We start from the raw sequence: 22510 nt of genomic DNA, 5'->3' as shown, positions 1-22510 counted from the left end.
GATGCCCGAGAGTGCGGTGCCGTTGTTGTGGAGCCGTAAGTCCGAGCTGTCCGAAGTGCTCGACTTCTACCGCGGCCTCGGTTTCGAGGTCACCTATGAGCAGACTCGCCCCTACGTGTACGGCGCTGTCACGCGCAGCGGGTACGAACTGCACTTCACCGCCCGGCCCGACGGCGTCGACGCGGAACTCAGCTGTTTGATTCTCGTCGACGACGTCGGCGCCTATCACGGCGAATTCACTGCCGCGCTGCGCGCGCGGCTCGGCAAGGTGCCGGCCAAGGGGATGCCGCGAATCACGCGATTCAAGCCCGGGCAGACCCGCTTCACGATGGTGGATCCCGCGGGCAATCACGTGCTGGTGATCCAACGGGACGAGCCGCGCGACCTGGAGTACGGCGGGTCCGCGGCACTCGAAGGTCTCGCTCGGGTGCTCGACAATGTGCGCATACTGCGTGATTTCAAGAACGACGACGCGGCGGCGCTGCGAGTGCTGGAAGTCGGCCTGCGCAGATACGGACCGACCGCGACGCCGGAGGATCTGGAGCGTGCGCGGCGGGAGCGGGCGGAGCTGTCGGGCGAGTCGCCCTAGCGTCCGCGATGGCGGTCCCGGGCACGACGGCGGGCGCCCGGGACCGCTCCGGGCACTAGACGGTGCAGGGGAGGTTCGCGTAATAGGCGATCGTGCACTCGGATTCGCGGGTCAGCTTCCAGGTGCCGTCGATGTCCTTCCACTTCAGCTCGATGTACATGGCATCGAAGCCGGGGACGTTGATTTGCAGGTTGTGGGTGAGGGTGTCACCCTGCACGTTCACCGGAGCGACGGCCTGCCACTGGAATCCGGGCACCGAGGCCATGACGCCGCCGACCTGGTCGACCAGGCTCAGACCGGCCTCGCCGGCCTCCAGCTCGTTGGCGCGAGCGGACCGCGAACCGTTCGGGTCGAGCACCAACTGCAGCTTGCTCTGCAGCTCGCCGACGCCCGGAGCGGCGGCGTGCACAGGGGCGGCGATCGGCGCGGCGACGGCCGGGGTCACAGAAGCGACGCCGCCGGCGAAGACCACGGCGGCCAGCGAAAACGCCGCAACGGCACGGGATTTGATCTTGATCATGGTCGTATCCGATCAGTTGGGGGACAGGAGTGCCGTGCCTCGCAATCGTTCCGCAAGGGCTGGCACCACTAAGCAATATAAGGTAAGCCTATGCAAAGGTAGGTAATACTCAGTCGACTTCGGGCGGATCCGCTCTTCCCGATATGTCGGATCTGCGCAGCTGAACGCCCCGGCGACCGGCTGAGTGGTGGCTGGAATCACAGAACGGGAGAACCAGTGAAGACGCTTCTCGTGGTCGGAGCCGGGCCGAAAGCGATGGCAGTGGCGGCGAAGGCTCGGGTGCTGCGGGACCTGGGGTTACCCGCTCCGCGCGTGGTCGTGGTGGAACCGCATGCGGTGGGCGGCAATTGGCTGCCCAGCGGCGGATGGACCGACGGCCAGCACCGGCTCGGCACCAGCCCCGAAAAGGATGTCGGCTTCCCGTATCACTCCACCTGGGCGCGCGGCCACAACCGCGCGATCGACCGGGCGATGATCGCCTACAGCTGGAGCTCGTTCCTGGTCGAGAACGGCACCTATGCCGAATGGGTCGACCGGGGCAGGCCCAATCCGCATCACCACGTCTGGGCCAACTATCTGCAGTGGGTCGCCCGTAAGGCCGAGGTCGAGATGGTGATGGGCGCGGTGCGCCGGATCCGCCCGGCCGCCGACGGCTGGCTGGTCGCGGTGGCCGACAGTGCCGGCGTGGAGACCGAAATCGACTGCGACGGGCTGATGATCACCGGCCCGGGCGACAGCCGGCGGGCGCTGGCCGAACATCCGAAGGTGCTGAGCATCGCGGATTTCTGGGATCTCGCCGGTAAGCGCCGGCTGCCGGTCTCCTCGCGCGCGGCGGTGATCGGCGGCGGTGAGACCGCGGGGTCGGCGGTGGACGAACTGGTCCGCCACGACGTCCTCACCGTGTCGGTGATCTCGCCCGCCGCCACCATCTACACCCGCGGCGAAAGCTATTTCGAGAACGCGCTGTTCAGCGATCCGGCGAAGTGGCGGGCGCTGAGCCTGCAGGAGCGTCGCGACGTCATCCGCCGCACCGATCGTGGCGTGTTCTCGGTGCGGGTGCAGGAGAACGTGCTGGGGGACAATCGCGTTCATCATCTCCAGGGACGCGTGGTGCGGGTGGCCGAGCGCGGCGAGGGGGTGGCGCTCACCTTGCGCAACGATTTGCGCCCCGATCAGATGCACGCCTTCGATCTGGTGGTCGACGCGACCGGCGGCCAGCCGCTGTGGTTCCTGGATCTGTTCGACGCCGATGCCTCGGATCTGGTGGAGCTCGCGGTGGGCGGGCCCGTCACCCATGCCCGGCTGGAGGCGGCCATCGGCCACGATCTGGCGGTGTCCGGCCTCGACGCCAAGCTCTACCTGCCGAATCTCGCGGGGATGGCGCAGGGGCCCGGCTTCCCCAATCTCAGCTGCCTGGGCGAACTTTCGGATCGGGTGCTGGGTGAGGTGCCGGTTCGCCGGGCCCCCGCGGTGGCACGGATCGGGGCCGGGCAGCGCCCGGAATGATCGCCCGGCAAACTGTAGGCTAGGCTACCCTTAGTTCTAGGGAAGAGGTTCGGTTTCATGCGTATCGTGTCGTTCGGTTATCAGACCTGGGGTCGTAAAACGCTGCAGGCCCTGATCGATTCGGAACATGAGGTGGTACTCGCGGTCACCCACCCCGCGAGCGAACACGCCTACAAGGGCATCTGGTCCGATTCGGTCGAGGAACTGGCGCGCGAACACGGCATTGCGGTCCACCTGACCGAGCGCGCCGATGCGGAGACCATCGATCTGGTCAAGCGCGCCGAACCCGACATCATCGTGGTCAACAGCTGGTACACCTGGATGCCGCCGGAGCTGTATCTGATGCCGCCGCACGGCACGCTGAATCTGCACGATTCGCTGCTGCCGAAGTTCACCGGATTCTCGCCCGTGCTGTGGGCGCTGATCAGCGGCGAATCCGAATTCGGCCTGACCGTGCACCGGATGGACGAACAGCTCGACACCGGCGACATCCTCGTGCAGCGCTCCCTGCCGATCGGCCCGACCGCCACCGGCACCGAACTCGTCCTCGCCGGAATGGAATTGATTCCGGGCGCGCTCCAGGAGGCGCTGAGCGCGATCGAATCCGGCACCGCGGTCTGGCGGCCGCAGGACAAGGCCGAGCGCACCTATTTCCACAAGCGGTCCGAGCGCGACAGCCGCATCGACTGGCATTGGGACGCAGTGGATCTGGAGCGTTTCGTGCGCGCGCTGTCCGAGCCGTATCCGCGGGCCTTCTCCTATTACCGCGGCGAGAAGGTGGAGATCACCGCCGCCACCCTGTCGCAGGCCCGCTACGGCGGAACTCCCGGCCGGGTGGTCGTGCAGGAGGGTGGTGGCGTGGTGATCTGCGGGCCGGACGCACATCGCGGCGGCAATCTCGGTTTGGTCGTCACCCGGGTGACGACCGCCGACGGCGCCGAGCACGACGGCGCCGAATTCTTCGCTCGCGGTGGTTATCTCACCGACGCCCCGGCATGACCGCGCTGTCGGCGCAGGAGCCGGCCGCGGGGGAGCTGTCGGCGGGGCAGCGCCGGATCTGGTTCCTGCAGAACCGTGATCCGGAGGACACCACACTCAACTGCTGCGCGGTCCACCGGCTCGAGGGTGCGGTGGACGTCACCCGGTTGCGAGAAGCGATCACCGAAACCGTTGCGCGGCATCATGTTCTGCGCACGATGTACACCCTCGACGAGGACGACGAGCCGCGGGCGGTGGTGCGTTCCGGCGCGACGCCGTCCTGGCAGGAGGTGGATCTGCGCGATCTCGCCGATGCCAGTCGCGAGCGCCGAGCCGAGGTGCTGATCCGCCGCGAGGCGGGGCGGCCCTTCGATCCGTCGTCCGAGACACCGCTGCGCTGTCTGTTGATTCGCACGGGTGAGCGGCACTATGTCCTCACCCTCGTGGTGCACACGATCGCGTGGGACGACGACTCCTGGCAGATCTTCCTCGACGAGATCGGTCAGCGCTACGACACGGTTGCGACCGCGCAGGCGTCCGGCGAAGACCGCGCGGTGCGTAGCCGGCGCGACGGCGCACCCGTCCCGGCGGCGGAGGCCGATCGCACGTATTGGCGAAACGCATTGTCGCCCTTGCCGCAGCCGCTGGAACTGCCCGGCCGCGTCGTCGCGACCGTGCCCTCGTTACGCACCGGCCATGTCCGCGCCGGGCTCCCGGACGACCTGCCCGCGCGGGTAACAGAGTTCGCGCACCGGCAGGGCACCACGCCGTTCGTCGTACTTCTCACCGCCTTCGACGCGCTGATCCACCGCTACACCGCCGCAACGGATTTCCTCGTGTGCGTGCCGGCCACCGTGCGGCACGCCGACGACACCGGAATCGGGTACTTCGGCAATACGCTGCTCCTGCGTACGACGGTCGATCCGGCGGACACCTTCCTCGACTGTCTGCGCGTGGTGAACGACCGCGCCGCAGCGGCTTTCGAGCACCGCGGCACGCCGATCGACCAGGTCGTCGCCGACCTCAACCCCGAGCGGGGCAGTGGTCGCGACGGCCTGGAGCAGCTGGCCCGCATCGAATTCGGCATCCGCCGCACCGCGACGCTCTCCCTGGACGGCATCGCGACCGCGGCGGCCGATATCGGCAGCCCGACGACGCGGATGCCGCTGTCGCTCACCGTGATCACCACTGACGACGTACCCGAGCGCGTCGAAATCACCTATCAGGCAGACGAATTCGATGCCCGCATCGTCGAACAGTTCCTCACCCACTATGTGCGTGTCCTCGCGGCGGCGATCGCCGAACCCGAGCGTCGCGTCGGCGAGCTGGATATCTTCGGGGCCCACGACCGCGAGGGAATTCTGGAGCAGTCGCACGGCGAACTCGTCGCCGTCGCTCCCACCACGCTGGTCGATCTGTTCGAGCGCCGGGTGGCGGCGAATCCCGAGGCGGTCGCACTCGTCGACGCCCGCGACGGAGATCGCGAACTGAGCTACGAACACCTCGACCGGCGCGCGAATCGCCTGGCGCATCACCTGATTCGGCGGGGTATCGGCACCGAGGACGTGGTGGCGCTGCGGCTGAATACCTCGGTGGAGTTCGTGGTCGCCGTCGTCGCGGTGCTGAAGGCCGGTGCGGCCTATCTGCCGATCGATCCGGCCTATCCCGCGGATCGGGTGGAATTCCTGCTCGCCGATGCGCGGCCGGCGCTGGTCCTCGATGCCGGCGATCTGCGTGCCGCCGAAGCGGCCGCCCGCACCTCGCCGCAGCACGATCCGCGCGACAGCGACCGGCTGCGCCCGCTGCGGCCCGGCAATCTCGCCTACGTCATCTACACCTCCGGCTCCACCGGAACGCCGAAGGGAGTCGCGGTCTCCCACGCCGCGATCGCCGAACACGTCGTGGGATTCTGTGCGCAGTGGGGTGTGGGCGCCGAGGATCGGCTGCTGCAATCCTCGTCGATAAGTTTCGACGCCTCGTTGCTCGACATCTTCGTGACGCTCACCCTCGGCGCCGGCCTGGTGATTCCGAAGGTGGACGCCTTCGACGACATACCCTATGTGGCGGAACTGATTTCGCGCTGCGGCGTGACCGTCCTGCATATGGTGCCGTCCATGCTCAGCACCCTGCTGATGCTGCCGGAGGTGAGCCAGTGGCGCGCGCTGCGCCATGTTCCGGTGGGTGGTGAGGCGCTCTACGGTGAGGTGGCCGACCGGTTCGCCGGCATCTTCGAGGCCGAACTCCGCAACCATTACGGGCCCACCGAGGCGGTCGTCTCGGCCACCCATCTCACCGTGGAGGGTCCGCAGGGAACCGGGATCGTGCCCATCGGCCGCCCCAACCGCAACGTCGCGCTGTATCTGCTGGACGAGCGGCTGCAACTGGTGCCGACCGGCGTGGTGGGCGAAATCTACCTCGGGGGAGCGCAATTGGCGCGCGGCTATCTCGGCCGGCCCGCCGCCACGGCCGAGCGTTTCGTGGCCGACCCGTTCGCACCCGGGCAGCGGCTCTATCGCACCGGAGATCTGGCGCGCCGCAACGGCAACGGCGAACTCGAATTCCTGGGCCGCGCCGACGAACAGGTCAAGGTGCGCGGCTACCGCATCGAACTCGCCGAGGTACAGGCCGCCGTCGCCGCCCATCCGGACGTCGCGCACTGCGTGGCCGCCGCGGTGGCCGACGAGACGCTCGGCACGGTACTCGCCGCCTACCTCGTGCCCGCACGCCGCGAAAACGGCAGCGCCGCACTGGATGTGGAGGCGGTGCGCGCACACGCCGCGGCGGTCCTGCCGCCGTACATGGTTCCGGGCGCCTTCGCGATCATCGACGATATTCCGCTGACCGAACACGGAAAACTCGACCGCCGCGCCCTGCCGCTGCCACAGCGGTCGCCGGTGGAGTTGTATCGGGAGCCGAACACCGCGGTGGAGACGCGGATCGCGGAGTTGTTCGGGCGGATGTTCGGCCGCGAGCGGATCGGCGCCGAGGATTCGTTCTTCGAACTCGGTGGTCATTCCCTGCTGGCGGTGCGGCTGCTGGCGTGGATCCGAGCCGAATTCGGCGTGCGGATCGGCGTGCGCGCGCTGTTCGACACTCCGACCGTGGCCGGACTGGCGGCCCGGGTCGAGGCATCGACGACCAGTGTTAGCTTAGCCTAAGCTACGATTCCGAGAGGGCCGGGATCGCGAGTCGCCCGGAGCGAAGTACAAGGAGCTGTGCAATGAACCCAGGTCGAACATCCGCGCGCCGCGGTATGCGCGCACGCGGCGCGGTGCTGCGAACCACGGTGCTGGCGCTGATCCTGGGTCTGGTGACGGTCGTGGCCGCCTGCGGATCCGGTTCGGACGATGCCGATTCCGGTGGAGCCGTGACGATCGAGCACAGCATGGGCACCACCACCGTCGACGGCACGCCCAAGCGTGTGGTGACCCTCGGCCCGGCCTGGCTGGACGCGGCCGTCTCGCTCGGGGTCACCCCGGTCGGCTATCTGGTGCCCGGCGCCGGGGCCGGGATGACCGTGCCGTGGCTGCCGCCGTCGCTGCCACAACAGTCCAAGGCCCTGAACATGGGCGGCGATGTCGTCGAGCAGATCGCGGCGCTCGAGCCCGATCTCATCGTGGCGCCGGGCTACATGATGGACAAGGCCATGTACGACAAACTGTCCAAGCTGGCCCCGACCATCGGGCCGCTGTCCTCGGCGCAGATCGATCCGTGGGAGGACCAGGTTCAGGCCCTCGGCAAGGCGCTGCACAAGCAGGACCAGGCCGAGAAGGTGGTCGCCGATGTGCACGGCAGGATCGACGCGGTCGCCGCGAAACATCCGGGGCTGAAGGGCAAGACCTTCCTCACCTGCATGCTCACCACGCCGACCCAGCTGATGGTGCTGGCGGATCCGAAAGACGGTTCCGCGCAGGTGTTCACGCGGCTGGGGATGACGATGCCGGCGAAACTGGTCGCCGAGGCGCCCTCGGGCGGACGGCTGGCGCTCTCGCCGGAACGGCTCGGTGATCTGACCTCCGATCTGCTGGTGTGCGGCGCGGCACCCGGCCTGCAGGAGAAGTTCACCCAGCTACCCGGCTACGCGGATCTGCCGTCGGTGCGCCAGGGCGGCATCTCGTTCGTGGACATGATCACGATCAACGCCATCAACCAGCCGACCGCGCTGTCGGTGCCGTATCTGCTCGACAAGCTCGAACCGACATTCGCGACCGTCGGCAAGTAAGGACTGATTACCCATGTCTGATTCGCCCGTGCCGAATACGTCCGCGCCGGCCACGTCTGCTCCGAAAACCGCCGCGGCCGCGACGGAGTCGCGAACGGGCGGGCGGGGCATCCCGTTGTCCCCCGCCCAGCAGGCGGCCCTGCTGCCGGAACGACTGCGCGGCGTCGCGGCGACGAATCTCTTTCTGGCCTTGGAGATCACCGGCGACCTCGGTCCGGCCGATCTGGACCGGGCCGCGGTCGCCGCGGTGAGCCGGCACGACATTCTGCGCACGGTCTATCCGGACGATCGGCGGATTCCCTACCAGCGTGTCGTCGACGCGCCCGACACGGTGATCGAGACGGTGGAGACAGACTCCGCGGACCTCGACGCCGCACTGCGCTCCGATGCCGCGCACCGCATCGATCCGGTGCGCGAGCTGCCGATCCGGATCAGACTGCACCGCACGCCGGATCGAGACATCCTGTCCCTCACCGCTCATCCGGTGGCCGCCGACGATCGCAGTCTCGAACTGCTGGTCGCGGAACTGGTCGAGGGGACGGTCGCCGAGCCCGTGACGCAGTACCGGGGCTACGCGATGGCACAGATGAAGTCGCTGGTCGGCGATGCCGCCGCCGATCCCGACCTCGGGTACTGGCTGGATCGGCTGGCCGATCTGCCGGAGCGGGCGACCGTGACGGTGGCCGCTGATTCCGTCGCGGAAGCGGGTCCGGCAGCCGCGACGCGCACCCTGCGGGTCCCGGCGGCCGCCTTCGGCGACCACGACGTCGAACTGTCGGTGGTCGCCGCGCTGGCCGCGGTGCTGGGCGCGGCGGGTCTCGGGAACGATGTGCCGGTCGGCATCGCCGACGCGGGACGCACCGGCGCACAGGAGGATTCGGCGCTCGGCGCCTACGCCAACCATCTGGTGCTGCGCGTCGACACCGCCGCGGCTGCCAGTCCACGAGCGCTGCTGGCGCAGGTCGCCGAGCTCGCGGTGCCCGCGCGCGCCCATGCCGCGGCCCGGATCGAGCGGATCACGCATCAGCTGCGCGGCGCCGCCGCCGTCGCCGCGGGTGCGCCCTTCCAGGCCCTGGTCACCACCCGAACCGAGGTGACCGGCGCGAATGCGCGCGAGATCGCCCGACGGGTGGCACGGCCGCACGGCGTGGATGTCGTCGCCGACGTGGTCACCGGGGCCGAGGAGGTGTCGGTGACCCTCGAATTCCCGGCCGTATTCGCCGGGAGTGCCGAATTCGACGCGCTCGCAGCCGGAATCGAGCGATGGCTGCTGAATTGCGCTGCGGCCTCGGATAATCCGTTGCGCGATGTCGAGCTTCCGGCGGTGTTCGAACGGAACGCGTCCTACCACGGTGGCCCCGGTCTCGGCGGAGAGCCCGGTACCGATGCCGAACGGTTGATCGCCGACACCATTCGCGAGGTGCTCGAACTGGACGCGGACGACGAGGTCGGCCGCGCCGACACCTTCTTCTCCCTGGGCGGTGACAGCATCGCCGCACTGCGCATGGTCACCCTGCTCGGTGAGCGAGGCTATGCGCTGGACGTGCAGAAAGTATTCGAGTTCCCGGCTGTGCACGAAATGGCCGCACAGCTGACCGAGGCCGAAACGGCCCCGGCCGCCGAACAGACCGCCCCGGTCGCGCCGATGAGCGCTTCCGGTCTGGATCCGGCCGCGCTGGCCGCACTCGGCAAGAAGTTCGCCGCACGGTGAGCGAGGTGGAGATTCTCGACGTCGTCGCGCTGTCGCCACTGCAGCGCGGGCTGTATTCGGTCAGTTCGATGGCGCAGGGCATCGACCCCTATCTCGTCACCTTCGCGGTGCGAGTGGAGAATCTGGCCGATCCGGCGGCACTGCGCGCGGCCTTCGACGGCGTCCTGCGGCGCTATCCGCATCTGGGCGCCGCGGTACTGGCCGAGGATGTACCGCATCCGGTGCTGGTCATCACCTCGGAGGACCGGATCGGCTGGCGCGAGGTCGATCTGCGCTCGGCCCCCGACCCCGAGGCGGCGGCGCGGGATCTCTACTGGCAGGAAGCGCGCCGGCGCCTCGATCTGGACCGCGGCCCGCTGTTCCGGGTCGTCGCGGCGCGGGTCGGCGAGCGCGAGTACGAATTGGTGTGTACCGCACACCATATCGTCGTCGACGGCTGGTCGATTCCGCTGCTGTTCTCCGATCTGATCGCCCTGCACCGCGGGGAGGGCGCGGCGCTGCCCCCGGCTCCGCCGTTGCGGGAACACGCGGCCTGGCTGGCGAGCCGCGACACCGAGGCCTCGGCGCGCGCGTGGGCCGCGGCACTGGAGGGTCTGGCGCCGATGCCGATGCTCGGGCCGCCGGCTCCGGCGGATCTCGACCTGCCCGTCGTGGGTGAGGCGCGGGTGGACGCCGCGGGCACCGACCTGCTCCTCACCTGGGCCCGGGCCAACGGCCTCACGCTGAACACCGTGCTCCAAATGGCCTGGGCACGTATTCTTTCCGGGCTGACCGGCCGCGACGACGTGGTCTTCGGTCAGACCACCTCGGGTCGCGACGCCTCGCTGCCGAATGCGGAGCGCCTGGTCGGCGCGCTGGTCACCACCATTCCGGTGCGGGTGCGGATGGACGATCGCGCGCCCGCGCAGGTCGGCGCCGAACTGCAGCGCGCGGTGGCGCAGTTGCGGGCGCACGAATATCTGGGCATCGCGGAGATCACCCGCCACGCCGGGGCCGGGCAGTTGTTCGACAGCCTGCTCGTCTTCGAGAACTCACCGGTCGGCGCGGTCGCACCGCGAATGCCGATGGGCGGCGGCGCCACCATGACCGCCCGCCGCGTCGATTCGCCGAGCCACTATCCGATCGCCGTCGTGCCGGTACTGGAACACGGCGAGCTGATCTGCCGCGTCGAAACCCGCCCCGACCTGCTCACCACCTTCGACCCGGACCGGATGGCGCGCCGGTTGCTCGCTGTCGCCACCCGGATCGTCAGCGCGCGGCAGTGTAGTGCGGTCGATGTGCTGCTCGACGACGAGCCCGCCACGTTGATCTCTGAATATGACTGTGGGGCAGGGTTTTCCGATACGGCGAAGGAGACGGCCGGCTCGTCCGTCGTCGAATCGGGCCCCCCTGCATCCGCGCAGACGGTGCCGGGCGGTGCGGCGAGTTCTGCCGCGACGGTTCCGGAAGCGTTGCTCAACGCGGCTCGTGCGGCCGCCGATCGGATCGCGGTCGTCGACGCGGCGGGCGAGCACAGCTTCACCGAATTCGGTTCCGCGGTGCGCACATTGGCAGCCGAGCTGCGTGCGGCGGGGATCGGTTCCGGTGACGCGGTGGCGGTCATGCTGCCCCGCGACCGCCGGGTCCTGCACGCCCCCTTCGCCATCGGTCTGGCCGGTGCCACCTGTGTGCACGTCGATCCGACCACACCGGCGGACCGCGTGGCCTACCTGCTGAGCACAAGCGGTGCGCGCATCGTGCTCGCCGACGCGGACCGCGCCGACGTCCTGGCCGAGGTCCGCGCCCAGGGCGTGGACTGCCGCCACGGGATCACGGACAGCGACGGCCGCCTCCGGTTTCCGGTCGCCGATGTGGTCGATCCTGCGGCAAACACTGTGCCGCAGCCTCATTCGGACGCACCGTGCTACGTGGTCTTCACCTCCGGTACGACCGGCAGGCCCAAGGGTGTCGCGGTATCGCATCGCGCACTGCTCAACCACTGGGGCAATCACGAGCGGCGGATCTTCGCGCCGATCGCCGCCGCCACCGGGCGTACGCTGCGCATCGGGCACGGCTGGTCCACCGGGTTCGATGCGGCGTGGCAGCCCACGGTCGCCCTGCTGAGCGGCCATACCGTGGTTCTGCTGGGTGACGAGGTGCGCACCGATGCCGAGCGCATCGTCGGCGCCATCGGCGAATTCGGGATCGACATCTTCGACACGTCGCCGTCCATGCTGAACCGGCTGATCGCCGCCGGACTGTTCCGCACCGATCCCGAGACCGGCGCCGAGCGCTGTCCGCTGGCCGTGCTCGCCCTCGGCGGCGAGGCGATCAGCCCGGACACCTGGCGCCGCCTGCAGGGCCTGGCGACCACCCGGGTCATCAACTTCTACGGCCCGACCGAGGCGACCGTCGAGGCGCTGATGGCGGATGTGCACGACCACGCCGCGCCCACCATCGGCCGCCCGTTCGACGCGATGACCGCCGAGGTGCTCGATCACCGGTTGCGGCCGGTGCCGCCCGGCGGGCAGGGCGAGCTCTACCTTTCCGGGCCGCAACTCGCGCTCGGTTATCTGCGGCGGCCCGCCACCACCGCGGCCGCCTTCGTCGCGGGCGAGGGCGGCGAAAGGCGTTATCGCACCGGCGATCTCGTGCGCCGAGCCGACGACGGCACCGTCGTCTACGAGGGGCGCGTCGACCGGCAGGTGAAGATCAACGGATACCGTGTCGAACCCGACGAGGTCAGTGTGGTGCTGCGGGAACTCGACGGCGTTCGCCACGCGGCGGCGCTGGCCTTCACCGAGAACGGGCGGACCCGGCTGGGTGCGCTGGTGGTCGGTGACGGCACCGTCGCGCGGCTGCGTTCCGATCTGGCCCGGCGGCTGCCGCAGTTCCTGGTTCCCACCCGCATCGTGTTCGTCGACGAGATTCCGTTGAACCGCAACGACAAACTCGATGTGCACGTCGCGACCGAATTGCTGGCTCGCCCGGACGGCACCGGCGCCCGCGCCGAACCGCGCACCGAGACCGAACGCACGCTGCTGGCGCTGATCGAGGCGATGGGCGCGGGGTCGCGGATCGGCATCCTGGACAGCCTGGTGGACCTGGGGATCGACAGTATCGGCGTCATCGATCTGGTGTCGCGGCTGCGCGGCGCCGGCTACCGCGTCTCGGCGCGAGAAGTGCTCGCGGCGGCCGATCTTCGCGATCTCGCCGAGCGTTTGGACGAACCGTCCGAGGACGGTCTTGCCGATGCCGAGGTGACACCGGCGGGAACCGTACTTCCGCTCACCGCCCTGGCGCACGAGATCCTCGGCTACGGCGACTATCGCTGGCTCGCCCAATCTCAGGTGATCTCGCTCGATCCGGAGATCACGCCCGAGGTGATCGTGCGACGGCTCGAGGACTTGGCCACCGCCCATCCCACCCTCCGGTCTCGCCTGGAGGTCGGCGACGAGGGACGGCCGGTCCTGATCGCGCAGGACCGCTCGAGCGCGGCCGCCACGTTCGCCGTCGCGGCGCCGGACGAAAGCCGTAGTGCGGCAGATCATTTGGCTGCTACCGTGCAACGGCTGGATCCGGACGCCGGCCGGATGGTGGCCGCGACCCTGTTGCCCGGCGACCGGCCGCGACTGGTGCTGTCGATTCACCACCTGGCGGTGGACGTGGTGTCCTGGCTGATTCTCGTGGACGATCTGCGCCGGCTCGAACAGGGTGTTGGCGCGGTGAACGAGACCGGGGCCGAACAGGTTTCGGAATTCGGCGCCGACGACACCGGGACCGGCATTCCGCCGACGCTGGGCACACCGCTCGGCGGCCGCTACACCGATCCGCGCAGCGATCGGGCCGGTAAGGCCATCCAGCGAATCGTCGAACTGGGCCCCGACGACACCGAGGCGCTGCTCGCCCGGTGCGCGGACACCGATGTGCCCCTGGACGATCTGTTACTGGCCGCGTGTGCGCGACTGGTCGCCGACACCGCCGACGACACCGGTCGCATCGCGGTGACCCGCGAATCGCACGGCCGCGACCCCGGCGACGACACCCGCCGCGTCGGCTGGTTCACCGTCGAGGAGACGGCCTTGGTGCCGGCGGCCGAACTCGAGATCTGGACGCCGGCGACCGGCCGGGCGCCGGTCCACGATCGAACCCCGCACGCGCGCGGGCAGATTCGCCTCAACCACCTGGGCCGCTTCGACGTGCTGCAGTTCGGTAGCGGCCCGTGGACGCCGGTGCCGTTGCCGGAGCTCACCGCCGAATTCGGTGCGGCCGGCCATCCGGATCTGCCGCTGCGCTTCACCATCGACCTCAACACCGCGGTGGTGTCGAAGGATGGGCGTCCGGTTCTGGTCGCGCACATCGACGTGAACTCGGCGGTGCTGGACGAGGCCGGGGCCGACGCGCGCGCCGAGCGCTGGCGCACCATACTGTGTGATTTCGCCGCCGGAATGTCCGAATTCGGTGCACAGCGACAGGCAGGGTGACAGCTATGGGAGGGAAGGACTGATGACGGTTCAGACCGTGGATCCGGCCGAGCCGGAGGCGGCGCGGCAGGTACCGCCGACCACGCCCGACGCACCGCTGCAACCCGACCGGGTCGCGCTGAAACAGCAGCGCCGCGCCGACGGCCTGGCCCGCAAACAGGTGCTCGCGCCGGTGAACGGCGCGCTGTCGCTGGCGAGTCTGGTCGTGGTGGTCTCCTCGATCTGTGCGGTGGTGCCGTTCGTCCTGATCGTGGCGGCCTGCCGGGAACTGCTGTCCGCGCCGATCGACAAGGACCGGGTGTGGACGCTGGTGATCGCCGCGGTCGTGGTGCTGGTGCTGCGCGGCCTGCTGCAGGCCGTGGCGCTGGTCTGGACCCATATGGTCGATGCGAAATTCCAGCTCACCCTGCGGCAACTGCTGGCGGCCAAGCTGACCCGGGTGCCGCTGGGCTGGTTCACCGACCGCAGTTCCGGTGAGGTGAAGAAGTTCCTGCAGGACGACGTCGAGGCTCTGCACTATCTGGTCGCACACGCGCGATTGGAATTCGTCGGCGCGGTGACGGTGCAACTGGTGGCGCTGATCTACCTGTTCACCGTCGACTGGCGGCTGACGCTGATTCTGTTGGTGCCGCTGGTGCTCTACACCCGCGGCCTGGCGGCCATGATGGGTAAGGCACATCAGGAACGCTTCGCCGTCTTCGACACCAACGAACGCGCCATCGAACAGTCCATCATCGAATTCGTCGACGGCATCCAGGTGGTGCGGGCGTTCGGCCGGGCCCGCAAGGCGCACAGCACCTTCCAGCGCGCGGTCGACGACACCGCCGAAAGCCTGCTGGCGTGGAAGACGCCGATGACCAAACTGCAGTCGGCCGCCGAAATCCTGCTGACCCCGGCGCTGCTGATGCTGGTCGTGGTGGTCGCGGGCGTGGGCTTCGCCGATCTGGGCTGGACCGATCCGGTCGACATCCTGCCGTTCCTGCTGCTCGGCATCGGCCTGGGCAGCGCGCTGCTGGGTATCGGCTTCGGCGGACAGGCGCTGCGCGAGGGTGGTGCCGCGGCGTTGCGCCTGCACCAGTTGCAGCAGACACCCGAACTCGAGGTGCGGGCCGACGGCGACGAGGCTGCCGATGCGGATGCCGCCGGTAACGCTGCCGCCACGGGACTCGCGGTCCGGTTCGAACAGGTGAGCTTCGGCTATCGCGCCGACCGCACCGTCCTGCGCGAGGTCGACTTCGAACTCGCTCCCGGGTCCATCACCGCCCTGGTCGGCCCGAGCGGTTCCGGCAAGTCGACCCTGGCCCGGCTGCTGCCGCGCTTCTACGACGTGACGGCGGGCCGGATCACGATCGGCGGCAAGGATGTTCGCGAATACTCGACCGCCGAGCTCTACCGCACCGTGGGATTCGTCCTGCAGGACGTGCGGATGATTCGCGGCACGATCCGCGACAACATCGCGCTGGCCCGGCCCGACGCGGATGCGGCCGCCGTCGAGCGAGCCGCACGCGCCGCCCAGATCCACGATCGGATTCTGGAATTGCCGCGCGGCTACGACTCCGAAATCGGTGTCGACGCGGTGCTGTCCGGTGGTGAGGCGCAGCGCCTGTCGATCGCCCGTACCCTCTTGGCCGATACCCCGGTGCTGGTGCTGGACGAGGCGACGGCCTTCGCCGACCCGGAATCCGAGGCCGCGGTCCAGGACGCGCTCGCGGTCCTGGTCGCTGGGCGCACGGTGCTGGTGATCGCGCATCGGCTGCACACCATCACGGGCGTCGACCGAATTCTGGTGCTGGACAACGGCGAACTCGCCGAAACGGGTGACCACGCGACGCTGTCGGTGGCCGGCGGGCTCTATCAGCGCCTCTGGGAACAGAATCAGGCGTCGGTGGGCGTGCCGGCCGGTTCCGACTCCGAAGGAGAACTGCGGTGATCAGGAAGATCTTCGCCCTCATTCCGCCGGACCTGCGCCGCTACGTGCCGCGCCATCTGGCCCTCATCGGCGCGGGCGCGCTGGGCCAGATCGCGGCCTATCTGCTGCTGATTCCGGTGCTGCAGGCGCTGTTCGACGGCGATTTCGGACGCGCCTGGCGCTGGACCGCCTGGCTGGCGCTCGCGGTGGTCGTCGCCTCGGTCTGCTCGTATCAGCAGTTGCTGGTGGGTCTGCGGATCGGCGTGGGCATGCTGCGCGGCGTGCAGACCCGGCTGGGCGACCACCTGAGCACGCTGCCGCTGGGCTGGTTCGCCACCGCCAACGCCGGATCCCTTTCCCGCATGGTGGTCGGCGGCGTGCGCGAAATCCTCAGCGTCGTCAACTATCTGCTCGCACCCGTACTGACCGCGGTCCTGGTTCCGGTGGGCGTCGCGATCGGGGTCGCCTTCATCGACTGGCGGATCGCGCTGGTCATGCTGGTCAGCCTGCCGGTGTTGCTGCTGGTCAGCAGCTGGGCCAACAACAGTTACACCCGCGCCGACCGCAGGCTCGATGCCGCTGCGGCAGAAGCTAATTCGCGGGTCGTGGAGTTCGCGCAGGCGCAGCCGGTGCTGCGGGCCTTCGGTGCGGTGGGCGCGGGCAACCGGGCACTCACCCGGGCATTGCGCGACCAGGAGGCCGCGTCCAAGCGCATGATCGTGGCCAGTGTGCCGGGGCTGATGGTGTTCGCACTGTGTGTGCAGATCGTCTTCCTGATCGTGGTGTCGGTGGTGGTGGCCCGGGGGACCGGCGGCGACCTCTCCATTCCGGCCACGATCGCGCTGATCGCGGTGACCTCCCGGTTCATCGAGCCGATCAACCGCGCCGCGCAGCTGAGCACCGCGATCCGCAGCGCCGGCGACGCCGCCGACCGGATCACGAACTTCCTGGCCGAGCACGATCTGGCCGAGGCCACCGAACCGGTGACGCCCGGTGCGCCCGAGATCGTCTTCGACAATGTCGAATTCGGTTACCGCGCGGGGGAAAAGGTCGTCGACGGTGTGTCTTTCACCGTGCCGAGCGGTACCACCACGGCGATCGTCGGCCCGTCCGGCGGCGGTAAGACCACGCTGCTCAAGCTGGCCTCCCGGTTCTACGACGTCGAATCCGGCAGCATCACCGTCGGCGGCCACGACGTACGCCGGCAGCCCTCGGAAACCCTGCTGCGCCAGGTGTCGCTGGTCTTCCAGGACGTCTACCTGTTCGACGAGACCATCTCCGACAACATCCGCATCGGAAACCCGGACGCGACCGACGAGCAGGTGCGCCGCGCCGCCGAGATCGCCCGGGTGGACGAGATCGTCGACCAGTTGCCCGAGGGCTGGGATTCGGCGGTGGGCGAGGGCGGCGCGGCACTGTCCGGCGGTGAGCGCCAACGGGTCTCGATCGCCCGCGCGCTGCTCAAGGACGCACCGATCGTGCTGCTCGACGAGGCGACCAGCGCCCTCGACCCGCACAGCGAGGCGGCGGTGGTGCGCGGCATCCACGAACTGACGCGGGACAAAACCGTCGTCGTGGTCGCGCACCGGCTCGACACCATCGCCCACGCCGATCAGATCCTGTTCGTGGAGGCGGGCCGGATCGTCGAACGCGGCACGCACGCCGAACTTCTCGAACTCGGCGGCCGCTACGCCGGGTTCTGGTCGGAGCGCTCCCGCGCGACCGGCTGGCATCTGGTGTCGGCCTAGGGTTCGTTCCGCGCGGGGCGAAGCCGTGTAGCAGTGCCGAATTCGCCAAACATGACTTTGGCCAGGTTATATGCCTTTGAGGAATATGCTGCGCGCACGCCGTGCGCTGAAGCGTTATCGCGGGAGCGAAGAGGGTGAACGATGAACACTGTGAACTATCAAAAGGTTCATGCCCAGCGGCTGGCGCGGATGACCCCGGAGCAGCGTGCCGAATACGACGCTGCCTACGAACACGCCGGTTTGGCACTGCGACTCGCGGAGCTGTTCTATGACGCCCGCACGGCGGCCGGTCTGACGCAGACGGAGCTGGCGCGTCGCATGGGTACTACTCAGCCGACGATCGCCCGGATCGAGGGCGGCGGCCGGATCCCGACACTGGACATGCTCGAGCGGTTGGCCACTGCGGTCGGCATGCAACTCGATATCTCGCTCACCACCGCGGCCTGACGTTGCGGGATGCCGTCTCGCTGCAGCCGGTGGTCGATGGCAGGCCGGATGGGCAGGTGGCCACTGCTCGCGCTCACCGCCAGTAGCCGCGGGTGGCGATATTGTGTTTCGGCAGTTTGGCTTTCAGCGATTTCGTGATCGCGCGCGTGGTGGCGGCATCGCAGGCGGCCCAGCCGAACGCGTCGGGGGAGCAGGTCACCGAGTCGGCCGCCTGCCGCAGCAACTGGCCGTAGTTCACTCGCTGCACCCAGGTCACCTCGGTCTTCGGTCCGGTGCGCACCGGCAGCGACTGTTCGGACTCCTCCTGCCATTCCAGCCAGACCCGGGCCGGCGTCTCACCGATCGCATCCAGCAGCGAATTGATCGCCGGCAGCGAGGCGCTGTCGCCGAAGATCAGGAATTCCGACGGAACCGGTTCGGGCACCGCGAATTTCGAGCCCATGACGGTGGCGTCGATCTCGTCGCCGATCGCGGCGCGAGCGGCCCACCGCGAGGCCGGTCCGCCGTGCAGCGCGAATTCGATATCGAATGCGTCGTTACCGGGATCGGGGTCGACGAGGGTGTATCCGCGCTGTTGCAAGGTGCCGCTCTCGTCGGGGAACCAGATGCGGATCCACTGCGTGGGATGCACGGGATGGTCGGCCAGCAGGCCGCCACCGGTGAAGCCGAGCCGCAGGTACTTGTCGCCGATCTGCCGCACGGAGGTGACGGTCAGCCGGTAGTCGTCCGCGCGCAGCGCCTTGAGGATGACGCCGTTGATGCCTTTGCCCATGGGGTTAGGGTAGCTGGGTTAGGTTAGCCAAACCACATCCCTACGGCAGTTGGGGTCGGGTGGGCTACTATGCTTGGAGGTTAGGCAAGCCTAGCCTTTGAAGTAGGTGGTGAGGCCCGATTTCCGGCCGGTGAGGAGTTTGTCTGATGCTCGGCAAGGCTGACGTTCGTGACATCGTGGCGGCGGAGCTGGGGATCCGGCCCGAGGAAATCGGATACGACGACGATCTGGTCGGCCTGGGCATGCATTCGATGAAGCTGATGCGCCTGGCCGGACGCTGGCGCAAACAGGGTCACGAGGTCCGCAGTTCCGAACTCGCACTCGCGCCCACGATTTCCGCCTGGGCCGAATTGCTCGGCGCCACTCCCGAACCCGCGCCCGCCCCTCCTGCCGCCTCGGCCGAAGCCGGCACCGTCTTCGCCGACGGCGAGGAATTCCCCCTCGCCACCATGCAGCACGCCTACTGGGTGGGCCGCCGCCAGGACCAGCGGCTCGGCGGTGTCGCCGCCCATCTCTACGTCGAATTCGACGGCCGCGAACTGGATGCCGAGCGCATGGGCCGTGCGGTCGAACGCCTGGTCCGGCGTCATCCCCAGCTGCGCGTGCAGTTCACCGACGCCGGCACGCAGCGCGTGCTGCCCGAGCCGCTGCTCCCGGTGTTCCGGGTGGAGGATCTGCGCGCGGCCGCCGATCCGGATGCGGAACTGGAACGACTGCGCCAGGACAAGAGTCATCAGCGGATGGATGTCGAGGCCGGCCAGGTCGTCGACATCACCCTCACCCTGCTGCCCGGCGGCGCCCACCGCGTGCACGTCGATGTGGACATGCTTGCCGGAGATGCGTTGAGCTACCGGCGAATTCTCGACGATCTGGCCGCGCTCTACGACAGCGACGCCGAACCGGCCGATACCGTCGGCTACACCTTCCGCGAATATCTCGACGCCAGAGCGCGCCACACGCCGGACAATTCGGCGGCCCAGGCCTGGTGGGAGCAGCGACTGGCCGACCTGCCCGATATCCCGTCGTTGCCGGTACTGGCCGAGGACGAGCGCGCCGACCCGAGCCGCAGCATCCGGCTGCACCACTGGTTCGAACCCGAGGCCAAGGCCGGATTCGACAAGCTCGCCCACAGCCACGGTGTCACCCCGGCGGTGGCGCTGGCCACGGTGTTCGCCGAGGCCATCGCACGCTGGTCCGCGCGGCAGCGCTTCCTGCTGAACGTCCCGCTGTTCGATCGGGAGCCGCTGCACGACGATATCGACCGGGTGGTCGGCGACTTCACCAATTCCGTGCTGGTCGACGTCGATGCCCGCGCGCCGGAATCGATGGTCGCCCGCGCCAAGCGCCTGCAACGCGAATTGCACACCTGCGCTGTGCATTCGGTGTACGAGGGCCTGGATGTGCTGCGTGATCTGGGCCGCCTGCGCGGCGGTCCGGTGACGCCGTCGGTGGTCTTCACTTCCGGCCTGGACCTGGGGGAGCTCTTCTCCGACCGGGTCACCGCGCTGTTCGGTGAGCCGGTGTGGATTCTGTCGCAGGGCCCGCAGGTCGATCTCGACGCGCAGGTCGCCGAACTGGCCGGCGGTCTGCTGGTCAACTGGGATGTGCGCCGCGATGCCATGCCCGAGGGCGTGGTCGCGGCGATGTTCGCCGAATTCCGCCGCCTGCTGCTGGCTCTCGCCGAGCCGGGTGCGGACTGGAACGCACCGCTGTCGATCGAGCTGCCGGCGTCACAGCGTGCGGTGCGCGAGCGGGTGAACGACACCTTCACCGACTGGCAGGCCCGCACGCTGCACAGTGAGTTCTTCGACCGGGCCCGGCGCAAGCCGGAGGCCGAAGCCCTGCGCTGGCGCGGAGGCGTCTGCGACTACGGCGATCTGGCCGATCAGGCGCTCGCGGTGGCCGCCGCGCTCACCGATGCCGGCGTACGGCCCGGCGATACCGTCGCGGTGGTGATTCCCAAGGGCCACCGGCAGATTCCGGCCGTCCTCGGTGTGCTGGCCGCGGGTGCGGCCTATGTGCCGATCGGCACCGGTCAGCCGCCGGTGCGACGCGACCGCATCCTGGCACGCGCGGGCGCCCGAATCGCCCTCACCGATGCGGCGCTCGAGCTCCCGGCCGACGTCACCGCCGTCGAATTGACCACCGCGCTGGCCGGCCGTCGCCTCGAGCGCGCCTACGCGAGCGATCCGGACGCCGTCGCCTACGTGCTGTTCACGTCCGGATCCACCGGTGAGCCCAAGGGCGTGGAGGTCAGCCATCGCGCCGCCGCCAACACGATCGACGCCCTCGCCGCCGCTTTCGGCCTGGACGCGAGCGCTCGGCTGCTGGGACTGTCGTCGCTGGAATTCGATCTGTCGGTCTTCGACATCTTCGCCCCGCTCGCCCTGGGCGGTGCGCTGGTGTGCGTGGACGCCGAGATCGAGCGCGACGCCCGGGCGTGGGCCCGGCTGATCGCCGAAGACGAAGTGAGCGTGCTCAATTGCGCGCCCGGCTTGATCGGGATGCTGCTCGACGCCGCCGACGCGGAGGCATTGCGCACACTCCGGGTGGTCGTCACCGGCGGCGACCGGGTCGACGCCGAACTCGCGCACCGCCTGCGCGCCGCGGTGCCCGGCCTGCGTTTCGCCGGACTCGGCGGGGCCACCGAGGCCGCGATCCACTCGACCGTCTGCGAAGTGACCGACGACTTCCCGGCCGACCGCGCCACCGTGCCCTACGGCACGCCGCTGGCGAATGTGGCGATGCGGGTGGTGAACGAGCGCGGCGAGGACTGCCCCGACTGGGTCGTCGGCGAATTGTGGATCGGCGGAACCAGTGTGGCCGACGGCTACCGCGGCGACCCGGAACGCACCGCGCAGCGCTTCGTCGAATACGGCGGCCTGCGCTGGTACCGCACCGGCGACCTGGCCCGCTATCTGCCCGACGGCACCGTCGACTTCCTCGGTCGCGCCGACCATCAGGTCAAGATCCGCGGCTACCGCGTGGAACTCGGCGAGGTCGAAACCGCGCTGACCACACTGCCTTCCGTCCAGCAGGCCGTCGCACTGGTGACCGGTTCCGGCCGGCTGGCCGCCGCGGTGCGGGCCGTCGGTGTCACCGCCGACGAGTTGCGGGCGGCGCTGCGGGATCTGCTTCCCACGCACATGATCCCGGACCTGATCGAGATCGTGACCGAGATCCCGCTGACTCCCAACGGGAAACTGGACCGGGCCGCGATCGGGCGGCTGGTCGAGGCCGGCGCCCCCGATGCCGGTGCGTCCGCGGTGCCGCCCGCGAACGAGATCGAGGCGGCGCTGGCCTATATCGCGGCGCAGATCCTCGGTGTCGAGACCGTGGGTGTGGAAACCGATTTCTTCGAGATCGGCGGCAACTCGATCCTGGCCACCACGCTCACCGCCAAGGTGCGCGGACTGCTCGCGGTCGAGAAATTCGGAGTCACCGCAGTGTTCGGCGGACGGACCGTGCGCCGCATCGCCGCCCGGCTGCAGGCCGACGAGACCACCCCGGGTCGCTTGGCGCAGGTGTCGCGAATTCTGCTGGAGCTCGCCGAAGTGCCGGTGCCCCGGACGGATTCGGCCCTCGCCCCGGTGGGGAACTGACCGCAGCACCGGCCCCGAGTTTTCGTTGTAGACAGATTGGTTC

The 22510-nt window shown here is 69.2% G+C and carries 13 protein-coding genes; 11 read left to right on the top strand and 2 right to left on the bottom strand.

Annotation, left to right across the window (positions count from 1 at the left end):
* Position 1 precedes the first annotated feature (1 nt).
* Positions 2-589 carry a DUF8817 family protein gene (locus tag NK1_RS18815; RefSeq protein ID WP_063010342.1) on the top strand — a complete coding sequence of 196 codons (588 nt, stop codon included), beginning with the start codon at positions 2-4 and terminating at the stop codon, positions 587-589.
* A 55-nt stretch (positions 590-644) separates the two neighbouring features.
* On the opposite strand, the gene NK1_RS18810 is transcribed toward NK1_RS18815, so the two are convergent.
* Positions 645-1109: an MTB12 C-terminal domain-containing protein gene (locus NK1_RS18810; RefSeq protein WP_036498181.1), complete on the bottom strand. Its 465-nt coding sequence runs from the start codon at positions 1107-1109 to the stop codon at positions 645-647.
* A gap of 255 nt (positions 1110-1364) precedes the next feature.
* On the opposite strand from NK1_RS18810, the gene NK1_RS18805 reads away from it, so the two are divergent.
* From NK1_RS18805 to NK1_RS18765, 9 genes are all read left to right on the top strand, one after another.
* Positions 1365-2615, top strand: a complete 1251-nt coding sequence (locus NK1_RS18805; RefSeq protein WP_084461176.1) for a SidA/IucD/PvdA family monooxygenase — start codon at positions 1365-1367, stop codon at positions 2613-2615.
* Between the two features lie 57 nt (positions 2616-2672).
* Positions 2673-3614, top strand: a complete 942-nt coding sequence (locus NK1_RS18800; RefSeq protein WP_063010338.1) for a methionyl-tRNA formyltransferase — start codon at positions 2673-2675, stop codon at positions 3612-3614.
* Positions 3611-6751, top strand: coding sequence for a non-ribosomal peptide synthetase (locus NK1_RS18795; protein ID WP_063010336.1), 3141 nt, complete (start codon positions 3611-3613; stop codon positions 6749-6751). Before NK1_RS18800 ends, NK1_RS18795 begins: the two co-directional genes overlap by 4 nt.
* Positions 6752-6813: 62 nt before the next feature.
* Entirely contained in the window at positions 6814-7815 is a 1002-nt protein-coding gene (locus NK1_RS18790; protein ID WP_063010334.1) for an ABC transporter substrate-binding protein, read from the top strand.
* A gap of 13 nt (positions 7816-7828) precedes the next feature.
* Positions 7829-9526, top strand: a complete 1698-nt coding sequence (locus tag NK1_RS18785) for a condensation domain-containing protein (RefSeq protein WP_063010332.1) — start codon at positions 7829-7831, stop codon at positions 9524-9526.
* On the top strand, positions 9523-13989 hold the full coding sequence (locus NK1_RS18780; protein WP_245660656.1) for a non-ribosomal peptide synthetase: 4467 nt from the start codon (positions 9523-9525) through the stop codon (positions 13987-13989). Before NK1_RS18785 ends, NK1_RS18780 begins: the two co-directional genes overlap by 4 nt.
* Positions 13990-14011: 22 nt before the next feature.
* Complete coding sequence (locus NK1_RS18775) at positions 14012-15919, top strand: ABC transporter ATP-binding protein (RefSeq protein WP_084461174.1); 1908 nt, start codon at positions 14012-14014, stop codon at positions 15917-15919.
* Complete coding sequence (locus NK1_RS18770) at positions 15916-17646, top strand: ABC transporter ATP-binding protein (RefSeq protein WP_063010330.1); 1731 nt, start codon at positions 15916-15918, stop codon at positions 17644-17646. Before NK1_RS18775 ends, NK1_RS18770 begins: the two co-directional genes overlap by 4 nt.
* A gap of 141 nt (positions 17647-17787) precedes the next feature.
* A complete protein-coding gene (locus tag NK1_RS18765) occupies positions 17788-18093 on the top strand; it encodes a helix-turn-helix domain-containing protein (protein WP_063010328.1) in 306 nt (101 codons plus the stop codon).
* A gap of 73 nt (positions 18094-18166) precedes the next feature.
* Here the strand turns inward: NK1_RS18765 and NK1_RS18760 are convergent, their stop codons facing one another.
* Positions 18167-18865 carry a siderophore-interacting protein gene (locus NK1_RS18760; RefSeq protein ID WP_063010326.1) on the bottom strand — a complete coding sequence of 233 codons (699 nt, stop codon included), beginning with the start codon at positions 18863-18865 and terminating at the stop codon, positions 18167-18169.
* 146 nt (positions 18866-19011) lie between these two features.
* Between NK1_RS18760 and NK1_RS18755 the strand changes: the two genes are divergently transcribed.
* A complete protein-coding gene (locus NK1_RS18755) occupies positions 19012-22467 on the top strand; it encodes a non-ribosomal peptide synthetase (protein WP_063010324.1) in 3456 nt (1151 codons plus the stop codon).
* The last annotated feature ends 43 nt before the right edge of the window (positions 22468-22510 follow it).

This window comes from Nocardia kruczakiae NBRC 101016 (assembly GCF_001612965.1).
Classification (GTDB): Bacteria; Actinomycetota; Actinomycetes; order Mycobacteriales; family Mycobacteriaceae; genus Nocardia; species Nocardia kruczakiae.
Note: the sequence above shows the minus strand (reverse complement) of the source record. Positions and strands in the feature narration are given on the sequence as shown.